11 protein-coding genes, 1 tRNA gene and 2 pseudogenes are annotated in these 20550 nt (G+C 74.0%); 7 read left to right on the forward strand and 7 right to left on the reverse strand.

Going from position 1 to position 20550, the window contains the following annotated elements:
- Position 1: 1 nt before the first annotated feature.
- The 5 genes from AC0682_RS06430 to AC0682_RS06450 form a co-directional block, all read right to left on the reverse strand.
- The gene (locus tag AC0682_RS06430) at positions 2–1234 is read right to left on the reverse strand and encodes an ATP-binding protein (RefSeq protein ID WP_478531269.1); all 1233 of its coding nucleotides are present in this window, start codon (positions 1232–1234) and stop codon (positions 2–4) included.
- Positions 1231–6570, reverse strand: coding sequence for a hypothetical protein (locus tag AC0682_RS06435; protein WP_478531270.1), 5340 nt, complete (start codon positions 6568–6570; stop codon positions 1231–1233). Before AC0682_RS06435 ends, AC0682_RS06430 begins: the two co-directional genes overlap by 4 nt.
- Positions 6567–7427, reverse strand: coding sequence for a DUF4132 domain-containing protein (locus tag AC0682_RS06440; RefSeq protein ID WP_478531271.1), 861 nt, complete (start codon positions 7425–7427; stop codon positions 6567–6569). The genes AC0682_RS06435 and AC0682_RS06440 overlap by 4 nt, the downstream gene beginning before the upstream one ends.
- Before the next feature lie 243 nt (positions 7428–7670).
- A tRNA-Pro gene (locus tag AC0682_RS06445) sits at positions 7671–7744 on the reverse strand.
- Between the two features lie 49 nt (positions 7745–7793).
- Entirely contained in the window at positions 7794–10448 is a 2655-nt protein-coding gene (locus AC0682_RS06450) for an ATP-binding protein (protein ID WP_478531272.1), read from the reverse strand.
- Between the two features lie 111 nt (positions 10449–10559).
- On the opposite strand from AC0682_RS06450, the gene AC0682_RS06455 reads away from it, so the two are divergent.
- The 4 genes and pseudogenes from AC0682_RS06455 to AC0682_RS06470 all read left to right on the forward strand — a co-directional run bounded on the left by AC0682_RS06455 (position 10560) and on the right by AC0682_RS06470 (position 13076).
- Positions 10560–11039: a DUF309 domain-containing protein gene (locus AC0682_RS06455; protein ID WP_478531273.1), complete on the forward strand. Its 480-nt coding sequence runs from the start codon at positions 10560–10562 to the stop codon at positions 11037–11039.
- A gap of 85 nt (positions 11040–11124) precedes the next feature.
- Positions 11125–11604 (forward strand): hypothetical protein, encoded by a 480-nt coding sequence (locus tag AC0682_RS06460; RefSeq protein WP_478531274.1) that lies wholly within the window; start codon positions 11125–11127, stop codon positions 11602–11604.
- Between the two features lie 53 nt (positions 11605–11657).
- Positions 11658–11997 (forward strand): annotated as a pseudogene (locus AC0682_RS06465) (DUF2264 domain-containing protein); the annotation flags it as partial.
- A 167-nt stretch (positions 11998–12164) separates the two neighbouring features.
- Positions 12165–13076 carry a DUF2510 domain-containing protein gene (locus AC0682_RS06470; RefSeq protein WP_478531479.1) on the forward strand — a complete coding sequence of 304 codons (912 nt, stop codon included), beginning with the start codon at positions 12165–12167 and terminating at the stop codon, positions 13074–13076.
- Positions 13077–13163: 87 nt separating this feature from the next.
- Here AC0682_RS06470 and AC0682_RS06475 read toward each other — a convergent pair.
- Together AC0682_RS06475 and AC0682_RS06480 are read right to left on the reverse strand one after the other, a co-directional pair.
- Positions 13164–15223, reverse strand: a pseudogene (locus AC0682_RS06475) (phosphocholine-specific phospholipase C).
- 486 nt (positions 15224–15709) lie between these two features.
- Entirely contained in the window at positions 15710–16828 is a 1119-nt protein-coding gene (locus AC0682_RS06480) for an NADH:flavin oxidoreductase (protein WP_478531275.1), read from the reverse strand.
- Between the two features lie 430 nt (positions 16829–17258).
- Between AC0682_RS06480 and AC0682_RS06485 the strand changes: the two genes are divergently transcribed.
- From AC0682_RS06485 to AC0682_RS06495, 3 genes are all read left to right on the forward strand, one after another.
- Positions 17259–18911, forward strand: a complete 1653-nt coding sequence (locus AC0682_RS06485; RefSeq protein WP_478531276.1) for a PP2C family protein-serine/threonine phosphatase — start codon at positions 17259–17261, stop codon at positions 18909–18911.
- Between the two features lie 86 nt (positions 18912–18997).
- Positions 18998–19807, forward strand: coding sequence for an SAM-dependent methyltransferase (locus AC0682_RS06490; RefSeq protein ID WP_478531277.1), 810 nt, complete (start codon positions 18998–19000; stop codon positions 19805–19807).
- A gap of 80 nt (positions 19808–19887) precedes the next feature.
- Complete coding sequence (locus AC0682_RS06495; RefSeq protein WP_478531278.1) at positions 19888–20535, forward strand: DUF6518 family protein; 648 nt, start codon at positions 19888–19890, stop codon at positions 20533–20535.
- Positions 20536–20550: the final 15 nt, after the last annotated feature.

Below are 20550 nucleotides of genomic sequence, written 5' to 3' on the forward strand. Positions count from 1 at the left end.
GTCAGTTCTCCAGCACCGCGCGCAGGTCCCACAGGGCGCGCCAGGTGGCCGACCCCTGTTCGGCGCGCCTGCGGACGGGGCCGTCCCAGTACCCCAGCAGCCGTGCCGCGTCTGCCGGGTCGTCCTTGCGGACGACGCCGAGCAGGTGGCCGGGCAGGAGGGAGAGCACGTCCCGGTCCCCCGGGAAGTAGGCGGCGGCCAGGCCGAGGGAGCCCGCGACGGAGACCGCCTCCGCCGTGCTCATCACCGTGGAGGGGCGCTCGACCTCCCAGCCCTCCGTGGAGCGGCCCTCCCGCAGGTCCCTGAAGGCGGTGACCAGTGCTTCGAGGACCGCGTCGTCCACCTGGTAGGCGGCGCCCGCGCGTTCCACCGCGGCGCGCGACTGGCGGCGGACGAGCGCGGTCTCGGCGTCCACGTCCCCGATCGGGCCGACCGTCTCGAAGTTGAAGCGCCGCTTCAGCGCGGCGGACATCTCCGAGACGCCCCGGTCCCGCAGGTTGGCGGTGGCGATGAGCGTGAAGCCCGGGGACGCGTGCACCTGGGCGCCGTCGCCACCGGCGAGTTCGGGGACCGCGATCCGGCGCTCGGACAGCAGGGAGACCAGGGCGTCCTGGACCTCGGGCAGGCAGCGGGTGACCTCCTCGACGCGGGCGACCGCTCCCCGGGTCATGGCCGTGAGCACCGGGGAGGGCACCAGGGCCTGTTCGGTGGGGCCCTGGGCGAGCAGGAGCGCGTAGTTCCACCCGTACTTGAGCTGGTCCTCCGTGGTGCCCGCGGTGCCCTGCACGGTGAGCGCGCTGGTGCCGCAGACGGCCGCCGACAGCAGCTCGGAGAGCATCGACTTGGCGGTGCCGGGCTCGCCCACGAGGAGCAGTCCGCGCTCCCCGGCGAGGGTGACCACGCACCGTTCGACCAGGGCTCGTTCACCGACGAACTTCTGCTCGATCACCAGGCGGCGCGCCACCCCGGCGTCCGGCCGGGCGTCCTTCGGCAGGCTCAGCGCCTCCCCCGCGCTGCCGGTCACGAAGGTGACGACGGCGCGCGGGGTGAGCCGCCAGCCGGGCGGGCGGGGGCCGGTGTCGTGGGCGGCGAGGAAGGCCAGTTCGGTGGCGTACCGGTCCTCGGGCGGGGTGACCTGGCGGTGTTCTCTGCGGGGTTCTGCCGCCTGGTCCGTGGCGCCGGCCGCGGTGGTGCTGTCCATGTCGCTGCTGCTGGTGGTGGTGTCGCTCGTCATCGGCGGCGGCCCTTCCGGGAGGTGCGGGTGTCCAGTTCTTCGAAGGCGGGGCCGTCGCCGCCGCGCACCCGTGCCCAGGCGGCCGCGAACAGCGCGGGCAGGGGGAGGTGGGGGATGGTGCGGACGTCCCCGATCACCGGGTACAGGCCTTCCTTCCAGGTCTCCAGCGGCAGCGCGGGGGCGTTGCGCTCGATCCAGCCGCAGGGCAGGAACAGGGTGCGGCCGGCGCGGGAGCGCTTCGCCTCCACGACGAGGTCGGTGGCGGCGAGTTCGGCGCGTGCCTTCTTGACGCGGGCCGGTTTCCACTCCGTCCAGCGGACGCAGTTGCGGTCCGTCGGGTCGGGCAGGGTGAGCAGCATCAGGTGGAGGGCGGCGGCGTCCGCGCTCAGGCCGAGGGTCTCGGCCGCCTCCGCCACCAGCCCCGGCACCGCGCGCGTCGGGTCCTGCGCCGGGTAGTACGGCAAGCCGTCAGGACCGGGGGCGCCTTCGGAGGACTCGGTGCCGTCACCGGGCACGGTGGCGTCAGCCTCCGGAGAGCCTTCGGGGAGGCCCGCCGAGACCAGCGCGTCGGTCTCCTCGTCGAGCAGGGCACGCAGGGCGAGGAGGTCACCGGTGGCGTGCGGGGCGACCGTGCCTTCGGCGAGGCCGAGGGCCGGGTCGTCGGGGCCCGTCAGACCGGCCGGGCGGATCAGCAGCTTCTCGTTGTTGCCGTAACCGGCGCCGAGGAGCAGCGCCGCACCGGCCCGGACCAGTCCGTCCGGGCCCGCCCCGCCGGACTCGGGCAGGCCGAGGGCGGCACGGATCGGGGCACCGATCGACTTGCCCTCCTCCGTCCAGTCCAGACCGAGGTCCAGGACCAGCGCCGGGTCGGCGAGGCGGTCGCGCAGGGCCGCCAGCCCGGTGGGCAGGTGGGCCCGCAGGGGGTGCCCGTACGGCAGGGTGTAGGCGAGGGTCCGCAGCGCGGTGAGGGCGGAGGCGACCGCGCCATGGGCGCCGACCCGGCGCAGGCCGGGGCGGCCGGTCCCGTCCGGGACATCGGTGCCGTGGGTGAGCCAGCTCCGGGAGCCTGTGTTGAGGATCAGGTCGACGGCGCCGGGGGTGGTGCCCGACAGGTCGAGGTCCAGTTCCTCGGGGACGCGGACGAGGGAGGCCAGGCGCTCGCGCCAGACTCCGGCGGCGGCTTCGACGTCCGGGCCCTTGGTCCACAGCTCGGCCGGATCCTCGGGCAGCAGCGCCCTGAGCAGGGCGTGCCGCTCGTCGCGCGGCAGGGCGTCCAGCCTGGCCCGGGCGGCCTCGAAGGCCCGGGTCTTCGCGCCGAGCAGGGCGAGCGCCTCGGCGCCGGGCTCCGCTACGGCGGCCGAGAGCAGGGCGACGGCCTGGAGCGGTCCGATCCCGGTGGCCGAGTGGAACGCCTCGGCGGCCTCCGGGCGCCAGGGGGCGGGGCCCTGTTCCCGCAGCAGGGCGGTGAGCCGGGTCAGCCGGTCACGGGCGATGCCGTGGCGGTGGACGTGCTCGCGGTCCAGGGTGAAGCCGGGGACGGGTCCGAAGGCGCCGGTCGGGTCGTGGTCCAGGGCCAGCCAGCGGGCCGCGTCGTCGCGGCTGTTCCGGCCGTGTTCGGCGATGACCACCACCGTACGGGCGCCCTTGCGCAGCACCTGGCCGAGGCGTTGCACAACCTCCTGCCCCTGCCCGGGCGTGCTGCTGCACGGCTCGATCAGCTCCACCTGCCGGACGGTGCCCGCGGGGTCGGCCAGCGGGCCCGCCGCGAGGGTGTCCAGCAGTACCAGGAGCCCGGCGCGGTGCTCGGTGGACAGGGCCGACGAGGCGGCCCGGTAGGCGAGTTCGGGCAGCTGGTCGAGGAGGGAGGTCCAGGGCAGGGAGCCGCCGGGCACGGTGCTCTCGTCCCGCTGCCAGCCGTCGACAGGGGTGAAGGGGGCCTTGGACGGCACGGGCGGGCCGAACGCGGGTTCGCCGCCCAGGACATGGTTGACGGCGAGGATCTGCCGGATGGCGGTCCACCAGGGGCCGCCTCCCCACCAGCCGCCGTACAGACGCTCGGAGCCGAATGCGGTGGCCTCCCGCAGGGTCGTGTCGTCGCCGTGCTCGGGCGCGTGGTCGAAGAACATGCCCTGGGTGCGCGCGGTGTTCCGGGGGGTGGCCGGTTGCGCAGGCTCGGGCGGTGTCACGTACCGCACGGCCGCGGCGGCGCGGTCCACCGCGTTGCGGACGAGGCCGGTGACGCCGGCGAGGAGCCGTACGTCGGACACCTCGGGCAGGACCCGGGCGACGGCCTTCTCGCTCAGCTCCCGCGACGAGGGCCCGGTGTACTCCTCGACCGCCCGGAACGCCTCCCGGTGCCGGGCGACCGCGGCGGCGACCTCCTTGAACAGCTCCCCCGCCCGTGAGTCCGTCAGGGCCCGCAGGGCGGCGGAGCCGCGCTCGTCCCTCGGACGCAGGGCGTGCCAGTAGGCGACGGGCGGCACATAGGGGGTGCCCGCCGCGTCGTTCCCGCCGGAGGAGTCGGGGGTGACGGACCACAGGGTGCCGCCGGTGCCGTCGGTGTTGGCCGGGCGCGCTTCGACGGAGCGGTGGTGCAGGGCCATGACCGGCAGCGATCCGCCGGGCAGGGCGAGGGCGCCGAGGGGCACCGGGGCGCAGTCGGCGCAGAGCGGGTACGGCAGGGTCACCGCGCGGCCGTCAGGGGTGCCGACGACGATCCGGTGCCCGTCCGCGGGGGCGGCGGTGCCGGGCTCGGTGACCGTACGGCGGACCCAGCGGCCCAGGACCGTGCCGTCGGTGCCGAACGGGGTGTTCTCCAGACCGGGCTGGAGGGGCAGCACCTGGCAGTGCTCGGTGAGCAGCCGGGTGCCGTCCTGGATGCCGGAGCGGAGGAAGGCGGGCAGGGAAGCACGGCCGTGGGTACCGGTGGCGGGGTCGTACTCCAGCCATACGCGCTGTTGGCCCTGGTGTCCGTCGCGCCAGTATCCGGTGCCGTCGGAGATGACGGCACGCCGCGGCGGGAGGGAGGTGTCGCCCGCGTGCAGGGCCTTGCCGCCGGTGGCGCGGCCGCCGCCGGGCAGCGGCAGGCAGACCTCGTCGGAGGCGCCGGAGCGGCCCCAGCGGGGGATCTGCTCGCCGCCGACGGTGAACACCTCGGCGGGGCGGTGCGACCAGTAGCCGCGCTGCTTGCCGTCTTCCCACCAGATGACGAGCAACTCGCCGTCGACGTAGCGGAAGCCGAGGGTCCACCAGCGGTCCAGGGTGGCGGGCAGCCGCAGGGTGTGCCGGAGCAGTACGCCCTCGGGGCCGACGACGACCGCGCGTTCGAAGGTGTTGAGGATCAGCGCGGGCCAGGCGCCGGTGAGGCCGACGCTCTCCGAGCGGTGGCGGTGGCCTGCCGAGGCGGCGGCCGCCTCCGCGGCGAGTTCGGCGTACGTCTCGTCCAGTGCGGGCCAGCCCAGTTCGTCCAGGATGCCGGTACGCAGGGTGGCGGCGAGCAGCGGCACCACGTCGTGGGCCTGGAGAAGCCGCACCGCCTCCGGGGCGACCTCGGCGGCCACGGCGCGGAACCCCGAGAGCTTGTTGAGGGCGGACTGCAGTCCGGAGAGTCCCCTGGCGGCCGTGTACTCCTCGGCTCGGGCGGTCAGCCACTCGCGCAGGACGCCGGAGAGCACGGGGTGCGCGGCCAGCTTGCCCATCCCCGCGTCGCTCACCCGCTGGCCGCGTCCGCCGCCGAGTCGGCCGACGGCGCGGCTCAGCAGGGCGCGGAAGACGGGGTGTCCGGCAAGGGTGGTGAGGTCCCGCGCGCCGGGCGCGGTGTCGGTCAGCCAGCCGTCGAGGGGGAAGCCCGGGGAGTACCTGGTGCCCTGGTCCCCGTCGTCCGGCTCGGCGACCGGGACTCCCGAGGCGAGGCAGAGGTCGAGGATGTCCAGGTCGGCGGTGCGCTGCCAGCGGCCCTGGAACAACTCGACGGGGCGTCCGTCGGCGCGCAGGCGGTCCGCCGCGCGGGCGACCAGCGCGAGGGTCTGCGGACTGCGGCCGGCCGTGGCCCGGTTGCGGCGGCGGTGCGCCTCCCAACGGGCGAGCCAGTCCGCCGGGGAGACGGCGGGCGCGCCCTCGCCAGAAGCGCCGGAGGCCGAGGTGCCGACGGTCCCGGAGGCGTCGGAAGCGCCGGGGAGGGCGGTCAGCAGGTCCTCTGCGCCGGACTCGGCCAGCAGCGTGAGCCAGCCGCGCTCGCCGTCCTCGCCCCGGCCGCCGTCCTCGGTGAAGGTCTCCGGGAAGAAGCCGAGGAGCCGGGCGCGCACGGCCGGATCCCGCTGGGCGAGGGCGACGACGGCGGGGCGGTAGGCCGTCCAGAACGAGGCGGGGGCGCGGACGACTCCCGGGGAGCCGATCAGATCGGCCACCAGCTCGCGTTCGGCGCTCTCGCGGTCCAGCCCGGCGGCCTTGACCAGGGCCCGCACGTCCTGGGGCAGCGCCGCGTAGGGCGGCATGCCCGCCGCACAGCGCTCGACCAGCAGACGGCGGAACTGCGCCCAGGCGTCCGCCGGGGCGAGCCGGGCCACCAGGTCGCGTACGTGCTGCCGCAGCGCCTTGACGGTGAGCGCACCCGCGAAGGCGAACTCCAGGAAGACGGCCCGCTGCCGGTCCTCGTCCACGGCGAGGCCGTGGACCCGCTCGGCCTCGCGGGCCTTGCCGAAGAAGGAGGCGGCGTAGACGGTGTTCTCCGCCTGGAGGAAGAGGCGGGCGACCTGCTCGTAGTAGGTGGGAAGGAAGTGGGGCACGGCCCGGCCGAGCCGGGCGCCGAGGTCGTCGAAGCCCTCCTTGGCGGCACCGGCGCGGGTTCTGGCCTGCCGGCCCAGCCGCTCGATGTCCTTGACCAGGGCCAGGGCGTGGTGCCCGTTGGCCGGGTCGTTGACCAGGGCCCAGGCGGGGAAGCCCAGGGTCTCGCGGCGGACCTGGCCCACGACGGGGGCCTCGGCGGCCCGGGACAGCCCCAGGAACTCCAGGGCCAGGTCCTCGGCCTCGCCGAGGGTGCCGGGCACGAGGCGGACCACGGGGCGGTCACCGAGGGCGGGGTGTGTGTAGGTGCGGGCGGTGAGCGCGTCGGCGTCGTCCCGGTCGGTGGTGCCGGCCCGGAGGACGGCGCCCGCGTCCAGCAGGGCTGCCGCGCGGGCGTCGGCGGGGTTTCCGGTGGTACGGCCACGGGCCTGGTCGCCCGCCTGGGCGGGGAGGGCCGCCACGCCCACCGCCGTACCGGTGCCGGTGGTGGCGTCGGTGCCCACGTTGCTGTTCGCGGTGCTGTTCGCCTCGGTGTCCGTAGTCGTGGTGATCATGCCGCTCGCTCCTCGTCCTCCACGTCGCGACCGGCGTAGAGCGCCGCCGCCATGCGCATGCCCTCGGACCACGCGACGGGGCCGACCTCGGCGGCCGTCAGCGCGCGCCCCGAGGGGTCGGTCCAGCCCAGCGGGCCCGTCTCGGTCCCGTACTCGCCGTATCCGTCGTGCTCGCCGATCCAGATGCGCGCCTCGACGGTGGTGCCGTCCTCGATGACCGGGCAGACCGCGTAGCCACCACGCGACCGGTAGCCGAGCTGGGTGACGCGGCCGTGCAGGAACCGCAGTTCCCTGAAGGCCCCGCCGGCGTAGGTGTCCACGGAGGCGGTGTCCGGGGCGAGGCCGGGCGGGCGGCGCCACACCTCCCGGAACAACTGCTCCACCTGCTGGCTCACCCCCAGCTCGACCGCGAACTCCCGCAGCTCGTCCAGGTCTTCGAGGAGCACGGGGTGCGGAACGCTCACCACGTCCGGGGTGATCCGGACCGTGTCACCGTCCAGGTCGACGAGCCCGAGGCCGCGGTCGGGGTCGACATGGCGCAGGAACCCGGCGACCCCTCCGTCCGCGCCGGTCACCACCACGTCCCGCAGGGCCGCCTGCCACGCCGGGTCGGGCCAGACGCGGGCGAGGACGGCGGTGGGGACGGGCAGCGAGCGCACCATCCACTGCTCGACGTCGGTCAGGCACCGGTGCTCGTGCCGCTCCAGCCACTCGGTGAGCTGCCGGAGGCCGACGACCGCCGGATCGTCCTTCAGTTTGGCCGGGACGGACTTCAGCCGCCGCCCCTTCCCGTTGCGGCAGACCACCTTGCCCGCCTCCAGGGCGACTTCGTAGTCGCCCGCCGGTACCCACCCCATGCGCTGTTCTCCCCGTGTTCGGTGCGGCGCCGCCGAGCGGCGGCACGCTGATGAGACCCGACGACGGCAACGCACCGTGACGAGTGGAAAAAACTCTAGGCGCCGCCACTGACAATGCGGTCGGATCCCGTCCGCCATCCCTTACGGCCCCCGGCCCGGCCCAGCCCAGCCCGGCCCCGGAAACGATCAAGGGCTGGTCCCGGATTTCTCCGGAACCAGCCCTTGTTCTACGACTCTCACGAGTCGGGACGACAGGATTTGAACCTGCGACCCCTTGACCCCCAGTCAAGTGCGCTACCAAGCTGCGCCACGTCCCGCTGCGGTTCCTCCCGGTGGTCCGGGTGGCCGCGCAGGACAAACATTACCTCACTCGGAGGACCGGATCGACGTCCGTGCCTGCTGCGCGCGGGCCGCCAGCCCCTCGGCGCCGCAGGCCATGGCCTGCTTCTGGGCCCGGGCCAGTTCCCGGTGGGAGCCGATCGCGATGCCGTAGTCGACGCGCGCCAGTGCGTGTTCGTAGGCCGAGGAGGACCTCTCCAGGTGGCGGACGGCCTCCGCGAGGAGCCGTTCGGCCTCCTCCGGCGGCGCGAAGAGGGCCACGCAGCGCAGGGCCTCACCGATGGCGGTGTCCGTACCGAACCGTTCGGCGTGCACCCGCGCCCGGGACGCGAGGTGGGCGGCACGCACCGGGTCGTCGTCGGCCAGGGCGCGGGCGAGGTCGCCGGCCCAGGGTGCCCAGATGCCGTTGAACCGCTCGCGCGACTCCAGGGCGGCACCCGCCGCTTCGAGTTCGGCGATCGCCTCCTCCTTCCGCCCCTCGGCCAGCAGCAGGCGGCCCAGGATGCACGGGCCGTCCGGCAGGACCATGGCGCTCGGGTAGGGCGGGCCGAAGTGGTAGCGGTCGGCGATCCTGCGGGCCTCCGCCGTACGGCCCCGGGCCAGCAGGGTGTCGATGAGCAGGCACGCCGCGTCCCAGTGGACCGGCAGGCCGGAGCCGACACGGTCGGCCAGGCGGAGCCCTTCGCGCAGGAAGCCTTCGGCCTCCGCGAGACGGCCGCGACGGCGGTGCACCATGCCGAGCAGGGTGTGCGCGAACGCCAGGTGGGCCCCGCTCCAGCCGGAGATCTCGAAGGCGCGTACGGCCTCGCCGAAGAGACTCTCGGCCCGGTCCAGCTGGTCGGTGAACGCGTAGGTGATGCCGACCATGGTGGGCAGTTCGAAGCCCCACTCGGAGTCGGTCCAGCCGAGGCCGCGGGCCGGGCTGCCGTCGATCAGGGCGCGTTCGCAGAGGTCGACGATGAGCTGGGCGTTCTCACCGCGCAGCATGGCGTCGAAGGCCCGCAGGGTGAGCAGCGCCCGCTCGGCGTTGTCCCGGCCCTTGAGGTGGTCGGCGTTGCGGGTGAGGCGGCGGGAGCGGGTCGGACCGTCGTCCTCGGTGGCCTGCATGCCCTCCCACATGAAGTGCGCGGCCTGCAGCCGCATCAGGCCGGGGCCCGGTGCCGTACGAGCAGCTTCGGCGGCCAGGGCGAGCGCGGCCTCCTTGAGCTGGTTGTTGTGGGCGAGCGCGGCGGCGAGCCGGAACGTGGCGTCGACCCGCAGGCCGTCGTCGAGGCCGGGCATGTCCAGGGCCGCGCGCAGGTGCTGGACGGTGGTGGGCGGGGAGCTGAGCAAGGTGGCGCAGCCCAGTTCGTACAGGAGGACCGCGCGGTCCTTCGGGCGGGGCGGCTCCTCCAGGGCCCGCTCCAGGCAGCGCCTTGCCGCTTCGGGGGCGCCGACGGCGAGGTGCTGGCCGGCGGCTTCGCGGAGCTGGGCGACCAGTTCCTGGTCGTCGTCGGGGTGGACCTCCAGCAGGTGCCGGGAGGCCGCGGCGGCACCGAGGCCGGCCCGGGTGATGGCCCAGGCGGCGCGTCCGTGCATCGCGGTGCGGGTGGCGGGCGGGATGGAGCGGTAGACGGCGGTCGCGATCAGCGGGTGGACGAACTCCAGCGGGTCGAATCCGGTGACGATACGGGCGTCGCGCAGCCGGGCCGTGCAGTCGGCGGCCTCCGCCGAACTCATCCCGGCGAGGGTCGCGGCCAGTTCCTGGGAGATGTCGGTGCCGAGCACGGCGGCGGCCCAGGCGAACCGGTTGGCGTTGGTGCCGAGCCGTTCCAGTCGGGCGACCAGTCCACTGCCCCGGGCGGAGGCGCCCAGCTCCCGCAGCTTCCCGGCCGACTCCTCGACCGGCGCCAGCTCCTGGTCCTGCACCTTGGCGACCAGCTCGACCGCCTCGTACGGGTTGCCGCCGGTGACCGCCCAGACCTCGCGGCAGAAGGGGTCGTCGGCGTGTTCGCCCAGGGCCGCGCGGGACAGTTCGGCGGTGGCGTCAGGGGTCAGCGCCCGCAGGGCGACCCGGGTGACCGTGCTGTCGCCGTCCGAAACACGTTCGGCCTCGCGGTCGACCACATAGCTCGCGTTGCGCTCGGCCATCTCCTGCGGCCGGTACGCCTGGACGACGAGGAGCGGGAGTTCACCGAGGCGGGCCGTGAACGAGGAGAGCCAGGTGAGGGATTCGCCGTCCGCCCAGTGGGCGTCGTCCACCAGTAGCAGTAACGGCCGGTGGCTGAGGCGCGAGGCGAGCCGGGCGACGACGAAGTCCAGGCCGTCCCGGACGCCTTGCGGGTCGGGCTGCGGGCCACTGGGCTCGGCCAGTCCGAGGGCCGGTGCCGTGGTGTCGTACCAGTCGCCGAAGAGCGCCCGGGTCTCGTCGGGCGGGAACTGGTCGAGTGCCGGCTGGAGCAACTGCCGTACGACGTGGAACGGCACGGACGTGACGGTCTCGCCGCCCCGGGCGGACCAGATCGTGCAGCGGTCGGCGGCCATCGCCCGGATCTCCGCGAGCAGGGCGGTCTTGCCGAGCCCCGCCTCTCCACTGAAGACCAGGAGCCCACCGACGGCCTGCGCTCCGCACAGGTCGTCCACCGCCCTCGCGGCAGCGGCGAGTTCCGGTTCACGTTCGTACAACGGCCGGGACGGCTTCATGCCCACCCTTCCCCACATGGCATGCAGTGACGACGGTCGAGCCTAGTCGTGCGCGGGTGCTCACCGACAGGGTTCGGCCGATTCCCTGCAGGTACGAGGCACAATCGAGTGGTGAACGAGACGCACAGGGACCGTGACACCGAGGGCCGGGCGCGCAATGCGCGCCCCCGGGACGGGCTGGGGCGACCCCTGCCGTACGGCAGCCCCGGCGTAGAGCGGCAGCCCGAGGGCGTCGTCCGGACGCCGGACGAGACGCTCCGGGAGGCGCAGCGGCTGCTGGACGCGGGGATGCCGTTCCACGCGCACGAGGTGTTCGAGGACGCCTGGAAGTCGGGGCCGCAGGATGAGCGCGAGCTGTGGCGGGGGCTCGCGCAGTTGGCCGTGGGGCTGACCCATGCCGCGCGTGGCAACAGGGCGGGCGGTGCGCGGCTGCTGCGCAGGGGCGCCGACGCGCTCACCTCGCAGGGGGAGGCATGGCCGTACGGGATCGGGGGCGGCACACTGGCCGAGTGGGCGCACGAGTTGGCGGGACGGGTGGAGGCGGGGCATCCGGTGGACGCGGAGACCGAGGCTCCGCGACTGCTGGGGTAGGTGGCCGCGGCCCGTGGGCGGGTCCGGTGGCGGAACCCCGTGGCCCGGGAACGGGTCCGACGTGCAGCCGTTACGATCCGGCCCTATGAGCACTTCTGACCAGGACCGGGGCCGTACCCAGCGCCAGGGGCGGGACCGGGGCACCGAGACCCCGACAGCCGAGGGCACGACGGCGCAGGCCACCGAGGACACCGCGAGCGACGCCCGTACCGGGGCCGACCCCCGTACCGGTTCCGCCGGTGCTGGTGCCGATGCGCCTGTCGAGGCCGGTCTCGATGACGGCGCGGACACCGACGGCGATACCGAGAGGAGGCTGACCCCGCGTCAGGCACGTCGGCTGCGGATCGTCCTCTCCTCCGTGGGCATGGCCGCGATGGGCGTGGTCCTTGCCCTGCGGATCGCGAGCCGGTCGTCGGTGCTGGTCGTCGGGGTGTACGGGCTCGCGCTCATCCTGTGCGGCGTGGTGATCGAGCTCAGCCGCAACGGCCGCACCCGGCTGGGCAGCTGGCTGCTCGGGGCCGGTCTGGTGGCGGCGGTCGGGGCGGACTGGCTGCTGCTTCCCTGAGTGCCGGGCCGGAGCCCTGGTGAGGAGGGGCGGGGCTGCTTCCCGAAGACATGGCCGCCTGGCGGTGGGCCGGCTCGGGCGGGGCGCTGCTCGACCTGTCGGGGCCGCCGTCGCGCTCCGACGGGCCGGAGTGCCGTGCGCGGACCTTCCTGACAGCCGCCTTCCGGGTCGCCGGGGCCGAGGGGAAGCCCCCACAAATGGCTGGATCGCTACGCGCGCGGCCTGGCGGCCGGGGCCCGTACGCCAGGGCGGGAGGACTCCGAGTCCTGGCCGGTCGTCCTGGACCGCCCTCTGCGGGGGCGGCCCATGGTGGAGTCGGCCTCCCTCGCACTCGGGCTGCGGCCGACCCGGCCCCGGTTCCGGAACCGGCTGGGGCCCGGGGCCCAGGACCGCGAACGGGCGCCGTCCAACCTGCTCCGGGAGCTCGGGGGCGCGACCGTCCGGAGCTCAGCCGGTACGCGGTCGGCGCGGGCCTGATCGAACCGTGAGGCGGTTCGGTCATGCTGCGGTCGGTTCATACGATTCTCACCCGGCCCGCATAAGGTGCACCCGTGACCCAGATGACCCCGCCCGGCTGGCACCGAGACCCCGGGCACTCAGGCAAAGGCCCCGTTCAGGAACGCTGGTGGGACGGGGCGCAGTGGACCGGCCATGTCCGCCCGTCGCCCGCCGCGGTCCGCCGCCGTGGTCTCCGTGTCGGCGTCGGTGTGACCGTCGGTGCGGTGGTGCTCACCGCGATCGGGGGCGGGATCCATCTGCTGGGCGAGCGAGACGGTGACCGGCCGGGCATCGCTGCCGCCTCACCGTCCGCCGCCCCCTCCGCCCCGGGCGAACCCGACGGCCGTGACCACGGAGGCGGGAACGACGGCGGCGACGGCGGGACCGAGGACGGCGGCTCTCAGGGCCCGGACGGGCAGCTCCCGCCGACGGAGCCGGGTTACGCCACGGACCTGGCCGCCGGAATCAGCATGCCGGTGCCCCAGGGATGGAAGGGCAGGTCGGCCGCGGTCGGCGCGGGGCTGACGACGGGTGAGCACCCCTGCCCCGGCGGATCCGCCAAGACGTGTGTACGCGGAGGGGTCTTCTCGGCCCCGGCCGCGGCCCTCAAGCTCACCGCCCGGTCCCCGGAGGAGGCGGCAAGGAAGGACATCGCCGCCAACGCCGCGGAGTCCTACGGCGGGGACGCCTACGGGAAGATCACCTCGCACGAGGAGATCAAGTCCGCCGAGGTGACGGTGGCGGGCCAGAAGGGGTACGCGGTGCGCTGGAAGGTGGTGACGGAGAAGGGCGACGACGGATACGTGGAATCGCTGGTGTTCCCCTCCCCCGCCTCCAAGGACATGCTGGTGGTGGTCCGGGCCGGGTTCGACATCAACGAGGACGCGCCGAAGCTGTCCGTCCTGGACGAGATCACCAAGGGGATCAAGAAGGCCGCGCCGGGTACGGGCGCGGACAACGGCAGAGCCGCCTGAACGGCAGCACAGCACCGACACGGAGGCGGACCGGACCCCACCGACGGGCAGCCGGGCCGTACGGTCCGGCCCGGCCCCTCCCACGGGTCAGCCCGTGACGGTCGCCGGATCGCTGACCCCGGCGGCCCCCGTCTCCACATGGCCCGCGAACCTCCGCAGGAAGCCCGGCTCCCTGTCGAGGGTGACGGACACGTCGTACCAGCGCCTGCCCGCCCGCAGGTCCACCGTGCGCGAGACCGTGGCTCCGGGCCGTACCGTGAGGGCCTGCGCCGCTCCCCCGTAGGCGTTGGCGATCGTCAGTACGGCGTCGGTGGCGCCGGAATTGGTGAGCGTGAGGTCCAGGTTGCCGCTGGTGGCGTTGTGGCGCGCGGTGGCCTCGGGCCCGGCGGTGGCGCCCGGGCTCCGGAACGTACGCAGGAAGCCGTTCGGGCCGTGCACGGTGAGGTCGTGGCTGCCGCCGGAGTAGGCGGAGTTCCAGCGGTCGGTCAGGGTGCGGCCCGCGCCCGCGGTGTAGGTCCACGGAGCGTCGGTGCGGTTGCCGGAGGTGACGTAGAACTGCGCCCCGGCCGCCGTGCCCGAGCTGAACGTGAGCGCGATCCTCCCGCTCTCCGGCTCCACGGCCGCGTCCACGTACGGCTCGTACGGCAGCGGCCGGGCCGGGCGGCTGCCGGGCTCCTGGGCGGGCATGGCGCCGACGGCCGGCGGGTGGGCCGGTAGTCCGGGTGGCGCTCGCGGTCCGGGGGCTCGTACGCGGAGGTGTCCGGCAGGTCGTCGGGGGCGGGCGCGGACCGGCCGAAGTCGAAGGCCGAGGTGAGGTCGCCGCAGACCGCCCGCCGCCAGGGCGAGATGTTCGGCTCGTGCACGCCGAAGCGCTGTTCCATGAACCGCAGCACGGAGGTGTGGTCGAAGACCTCGGAGCAGACGTAACCGCCGGTGCTCCAGGGCGAGATGACGAACATCGGCACGCGTGGGCCGAGCCCGTAGGGGCCGGGTCCGTAGGAGGGTCCGCCCGGGTGGATCTCCGTGGTGGTGTCGGCAGTGGAGAGGCCCTGGGCGGCGGAGGACGGCGGGTAGGGCGGGACGACGCGGTCGAAGAACCCGTCGTTCTCGTCGTACGTGATGAACAGAGCGGTACGGCTCCACACCTCGGGGTCGGAGGTCAGGGCGTCGAGCAGCCCCGCGATGTACCAGGCACCGTAGTTGGAGGGGAAGTTGGAGTGCTCGCTGAAGGCCTCGGGGGCGGCGACCCAGGAGATCTGCGGCAGCTTCCCGGACCGTACGTCGGCGGCGATCTCGTCGAAGTAGCCGCCTCCGGCCGACACGTCGGTGCCGGTGCGCGCCTTCTCGTACAGCGGGTCGCCGGGCTCGGCGTTGCGGTAGTTGTGGAAGTAGAGCAGCGAGTTGCAGCCGTAGTTGCCCCGGTAGGCGTCATCGATCCAGCCCCAGCGCCCGGCCGCGTCCAGCCCGTCCCCGATGTCCTGGTAGATCTTCCAGGAGACCCCGGCCTCCTCCAGCCGCTCGGGGTACGTCGTCCAGCCGTACCCCTGCTCCTCGTTGCCGAGCACCGGCCCGCCGCCCGCCCCGTCGTTGCCGGTGTAGCCGGTCCAGAGGTAGTAGCGGTTGGGGTCGGTGGCGCCGATGAAGGAGCAGTGGTACGCGTCGCAGATGGTGAAGCGGTCGGCGAGCGCGTAGTGGAACGGGATGTCCTCGCGCGTCAGGTAAGCCATGGTCGTTGGCGTCTTGGCCGGCACCCACCGGTCGTAGCGCCCCCCGTTGTACGCCCGGTGGCCGCCGGGCCAGTCGTGGTTGAGCCCCTGGAGGAACCGCATCCCGAGGTCGTCGGCGGTCGGGTGGAACGGCAGTGTCACCTTCCCCGCCGCATCCGCCTGGTGCCAGACGGACTTCCCGCTCGGCAGCGTCACGGGCCGCGGATCACCGAACCCGCGGACGCCCTTCATCGCCCCGAAGTAGTGGTCGAAGGAACGGTTCTCCTGCATCAGGACCACGATGTGCTCGACATCCCGGATCGTCCCGCTGGCGCGGTGCGCGGGGATCGCGGCAGCCCGGTCGATACTGCTCGCCAGGGCGCCGAATCCCGCGGTCGCACCGGCTATCTGGAGAAACCGGCGCCGATTCATCTCAGTCATGCGTGGGGCCTCTTGGAGTGGGGGAACAGAAGCGAACAGAATGCTCCAAGAGAAGCGAACAGAAAGGAAGAAGCCGTGGCCTGCCGGTGAATGCGGGAGGTACGGCCCGCCACGGGCCGGGCCCCTCGCCCCCGGCCGGTCAGCCCGCCCGGCCGCTCGGGGCCTCGCCTTGATGCGCAGCGGCGCGGGACGGGCGTTCCGGCAGTCCCGGCCGTCCCGGCCGTCTGGACTGTCTGGACTGTCCGGGCCGTCTGGGCTGTCGAGCGCCCGCGCGGCGTCCGGCGAGGGCTTGGGCAGTGCAGGGCCGTTTCGCCGGTCGTGGAGGGCGACGACGTCGCCGGACACCAGCCCCGGGCCCGGACGCGACGGCGACGGTCGCGAAGGGGCTGTGGGGCCCTGGCCCGGCTCCGTGCGACGATGCGCGCGGCCCCGGGCGTGGCGGGCCTGCCCGACGGCTGACGGCCCGCCCGTCCCGGCAGCCGCCCCTCAGCGCAGGGTCTTCAGCATCTCCGCGCCGAACGGCGTGATGTCCCCGGTCCGACCACGCAGGGTCTTGGCCGCCCACTCCGGGTCCGCGATCAGGGCGCGGCCGACGGCGACCAGGTCGAACTCGTCGCGCTCCAGCCGCTCCAGGAGCCGGTCGATGCCGGTGACGCCGGAGTCGTTGCCGGCGAAGGCGCCGAAGAAGTCGCCGTCCAGGCCGATCGAGCCGACCGTGACCGTCGGCCTGCCGCTGATCTTCTTCACCCAGCCGGCGAGGTTCAGGTCGGAGCCCTCGAACTCCGGGAGCCAGTAGCGGCGGGTGGAGGCGTGGAAGACGTCGACGCCCGCAGCGGCCAACGGGGTGAGCAGGGCGTCCAGTTCGGCGGGGGTCTGCGCGAGCTTGGCCTCGTAGGCGTTCATCTTCCACTGGGACATGCGGAAGAAGAGGGGGAAGGAGTCGGAGACGGCGGCCCGGCAGGCCGCGACTATCTCGGCCGCGAACCGGGTACGGGCGACCAGGTCACCGCCGTAGGCGTCGGTCCGTCGGTTGCTGCCCGCCCACAGGAACTGGTCGATCAGGTAGCCGTGGGCTCCGTGGAGTTCGACTCCGTCGAAGCCGAGGCGCTCGGCGGCGGCCGCCGCGTCGGCGAAGGCGGCGATGACGTCGTCGAGATCCTTCCGCGTCATAGCGCGCCCCTTGGGCTCACCGGTCAGGGAGATCCCCGAGGGGCCCACCGGTTCGGCATCGGCCACCGGCGGCGCGCCCTCGGCGCGGGTGACGCCCACGTGCCAGAGCTGCGGGATGATCGTGCCACCCGCCCCGTGCACGGAGTCCACGACCCCGGCCCAGCCCGCGAACGCGTCCTCGCCGTGGAAGCGCGGAACCCGGTCGCTCGTCCCGGCGGAGTCGTGGTCGATGTAGGTGCCCTCGGTGATGATCAGCCCGACACCGCCCGCGGCACGCCGGGCGTAGTAGTCCGCCACGTCACGGCCCGGCACGCCCCCGGGGGAGAACTGCCGGGTCATGGGAGCCATGGCGATCCGGTTGCGCGAGGTGAGCCCGCGGACCGTGAAGGGCCGGGAGAGTGCGGCGTCCGCGCGGCCGGTTTCGAGGTCGGTCACATCAAGTCCTGTTCATCGGCTTCGACAGCTTCGACGACTGTGCCGGCGCGAGGCACGCGCCACCCCGTGCCAACGTCGGAGCCGGGCGAAGGCATCCCGGCCGGACCCGGATGTGGTCCAGGTCTCGCCCGCGTACCTACGCCGTCCGGGGCATCTGCGGAGCTGTCGGGCGGGCGGGAAGGGCTCGCCCATCAGGGCGTGCTGTCGTGCCGGATACGGGAGATGATCGGGGCATGAGCGGCGAGGAACCCCTGGTGTGCCGTACGGCGCCGAACCGGTACCGCTTCGCGCCGGCTCCGGCGGGCGCGGCGGGACCGCTGCCCCGTCATGCCCGCACCGTGGGCCGCGGCCCCGCTCCCGGCCCGCACAGAGTTGGTCCGCCGCCGGACGGGGCCGAGCCGTCGCCGGGTGGGCGCCGGAGGCGGGGCCGGTGAAGCAGGAACGTCTCCTCCGGCACTACGCGGCACTCATGGAGGCCGTGCCGCAGTCGGTCTGGGTGCTGTCGGCCGACGGGGTCGTCACTCTTCTGGCGGGCAGCGGGATCAGGGAGCAGCTCTGGCACCCCGATGGCGGGGCCTCGTGGATGGACGCCCTGCACCCCAAGGACCGGGACTGGTTCGGGCGGGCCTGGCGCAGGGCCGCCAGGGAGAGGACTCCGCTCGACACGGTGGTGCGGGTGCGGCTCCAGGGCGCCCCCGACCGCTTCCGCCACATCAAGATCATCGCCGCCCCCGTGCCGGACGAGGACGGTGCCGTGGAGTGGGTCGGCACGGCCAGCGACGCCGAGGACCACTGGCGCCTGCGGATGCGGGAGAAGCTGCTGGCCCGGATGGCGGCGGTCCCGGCCGCCCACGATCTGTCCGAGGCCTTTCTGACGACCGCGGCCGCCGTCGTCCCCGAACTCGCGGACGCCGTCGCCATCTTCCACGTACAGGGCGAACCCGGACCGGGCGCCGGGCTGCCCGGGGGTGCGGCGGACCCGGCGCCGACGGGGAGTGTGGGACTGGCACCCGGGCTGCCCTCGCTGCATCCGCTGGACGGGGACATCCTGTGGGGGGAGGCCTCACGGCGGGTCATCGAGAGCCAGGAGGCGCGGCTGTTGACCTTCCCACCCGGGGAGCCACCCGAGGACGGCCTTTCCGACGCGGCCGTCCGGTGGCTCCGCAAGGCCCGTGCGACCAGCGTCGCGCTCCTTCCCGTCGTGGTGGACGGCAGGGCCGTGGCGCTGGCGACCACGACGACCTGCCGGGGGAACCCGCCGCCGGACGAGGCCGACCTCCAGCTGTTGCGGGACGTCTTCCAGCAGATGAGCGGGCCACTGCGCCGGACCATGGAGCTGCAGAGCATCCGTGACCGGGCGCTCGCCCTGCAGCAGTCCTTCCTCACCCCTCCGCAAACCGTCGACGGCCTCGCGATCACGGCGCTCTACCATCCGGCGGACTCGGCCGCGGAGATCGGCGGGGACTGGTACGACGCCGTCCGCCTCTCGGCCGACGCGCTCGCCCTGTCCATCGGTGACATCGCGGGCCACGACCTGGACGCCGCCACCTCGATGGGCCGCGTCAACAGCCTGCTGCGGGGACTCGCCTACGAGAGCGGGCCCGCCGCGGGCCCGGCGGGCACCCTGAGCCGGCTCGACCGCATCGTGCAGGCGCTCGACGGACCGTCGATGGTCACGGTGGTGCACGCGGTCATCCGCCGACTGGGCCCCGGCGTCTGGCGCGTCACCCTGTCCAACGCGGGTCACCCGCCGCCGCTGCTGCTCCCCCGCGACGCGCCGCCTCGGTACCTGCACGACCTCGCGGCACCGGACCCGCCGCTCTGCGTCACCGACGCCCTGACGCGTACCGACCTTCATACCGTCATCAGGGAGGGCGACACGCTGGTCTTCTACACCGACGGGCTGGTGGAGGCCCCCGGGACGGACATCGGTGACAGTCTTGAGGGGCTGCGGGAACGGACCGAAGCCCTGGTACGGGCCGGGGTGCCCCTGGCGACACTGATCCGCAAGCTCCTGCCGCCGGTCCGGAGCCGCCGGGACGACATCGCCGTCATCGCCCTGCAGGCCCGCTCGGAGCCGTAGCCGGCCCCATCCGGCAGGCTCGCTTGCGGACCCGACACCGCGTTCCTACCGTCGAACAAGCCGTACCTGACCGAAAGAGGCCCCGCATGAGCACCTCCCCCGACCGGCAGAGCGGACTCGCCACCTCCCGGGCGCACTCCGCCCGGGTCTACGACTACATCCTGGGCGGCAAGGACCACTACCCCGTGGACGCCGACGCGGGCGACGCGATGTGCCGCCACTGGCCCGCCCTGCCCGTCCACATGAGGGAGAACCGCCGCTTCATGCACCGCGCCGGTCGATTCCTCGCCGAGGAGTGCGGCATCCGGCAGTTCCTCGACATCGGTACGGGGCTGCCGACCTCACCCAACCTGCACGAGGTCGTGCAGGAGGCGGCCCCGGACTCCCATGTGGTCTATGTGGACAACGACCCGATCGTTCTCGCCCACGCGCGCGCCCTGCTCCAGAGTTCGCCCGAGGGCGCCACCGCGTACGTCGACGCCGACATGCACGACCCCGACGCCATCCTCGGGAGCCAGGAGTTCCAGGAACTGATCGACCTGGACCGGCCCGTCGGGCTGATGGTGATCGGCATCATGCACTTCATCCTGCCGCCCGATGACCACCGGCTGGTCAGGCGGCTGCTCGATCCCCTGCCGTCCGGCAGCTATCTGGCCATGACCATCGGCACCGCGGACTTCGCACCCGAGGAGGTCAACCGGGTGGCGCAGGAGTACCGCGAGCAGGGCATGCCCTTCGTCCTGCGCGATCTGCCCGCCGCCACGTCGTTCTTCGACGGGCTGGAGTTGCAGGAGCCGGGGGTCGCCCAGGTGCACGCCTGGCGCCCCGGCCCGGAGCAGGACGGCGTCGACGGCGGGGACATCGCCATGTACGGCGCGGTGGCCAGGAAGCCCTGAGACCGGGGCGCCACGTAGACCGGCCAGCGGGACAGGCCCGACTATACACTCCACGTATAAACCACATGTATAGTCGGGCCATGTCCACCACGCAGTCCCTTGAACACCCCGTCTCGCCGTTGACGAAGGCGGCGGGCCCACCGGCCGCCTCCCTCGGCGCGGGCCTCGCGCTCGGCGTCCTCACCAACCTGCTCCAGGGCTGGCTCCCCTGGCCATGGAGCCAGTCGGCGAACTCCGGCGGCGTCTGGTCCGCGTTCGCCTTCGTCGCGGGAGCACTCCTCGCCCGCCGTACCGACAGCCTCCGCGGGGTGGCGGTGGCCGGAGCGCTGACCGAGATCGGGCTCGTGGTCGGCTACTACGGCTACGCCGAGTTCGGGCGGGACGGGATGGGGTCGCTCATCTTCCCGTTGCTCTGGCTGGCGATGGCATGCGTCGCGGGGCCGCTGTTCGGCATCGCGGGCTCCTGGTGGAGGCGGGGTACGCGGCGCCGGCAGCGGTACGCGGCGCTGGGCGCGCTCGGGGGCCTCTTCGGGAGTGAGGCGCTCCACTCCTGGCTCGCCCTCGGGTACGCACCCCAGGCGGCGGCCTGCGCCGTCGTCGCCTGCGGCCTCCCGTTGCTGCTGGGCCGCACGGGGAAGGAGCGCGTGTGGAGTCTGGCCGCGACGCTCGCGGCCTCCTTCGCCGCGTACCTGGCCGTCTACGGCCTGCTCGACAAGGTCTCCGCCTGACGGAGGCCGCCGGCG

The organism is Streptomyces sp. NPDC043746, from assembly GCF_056436485.1.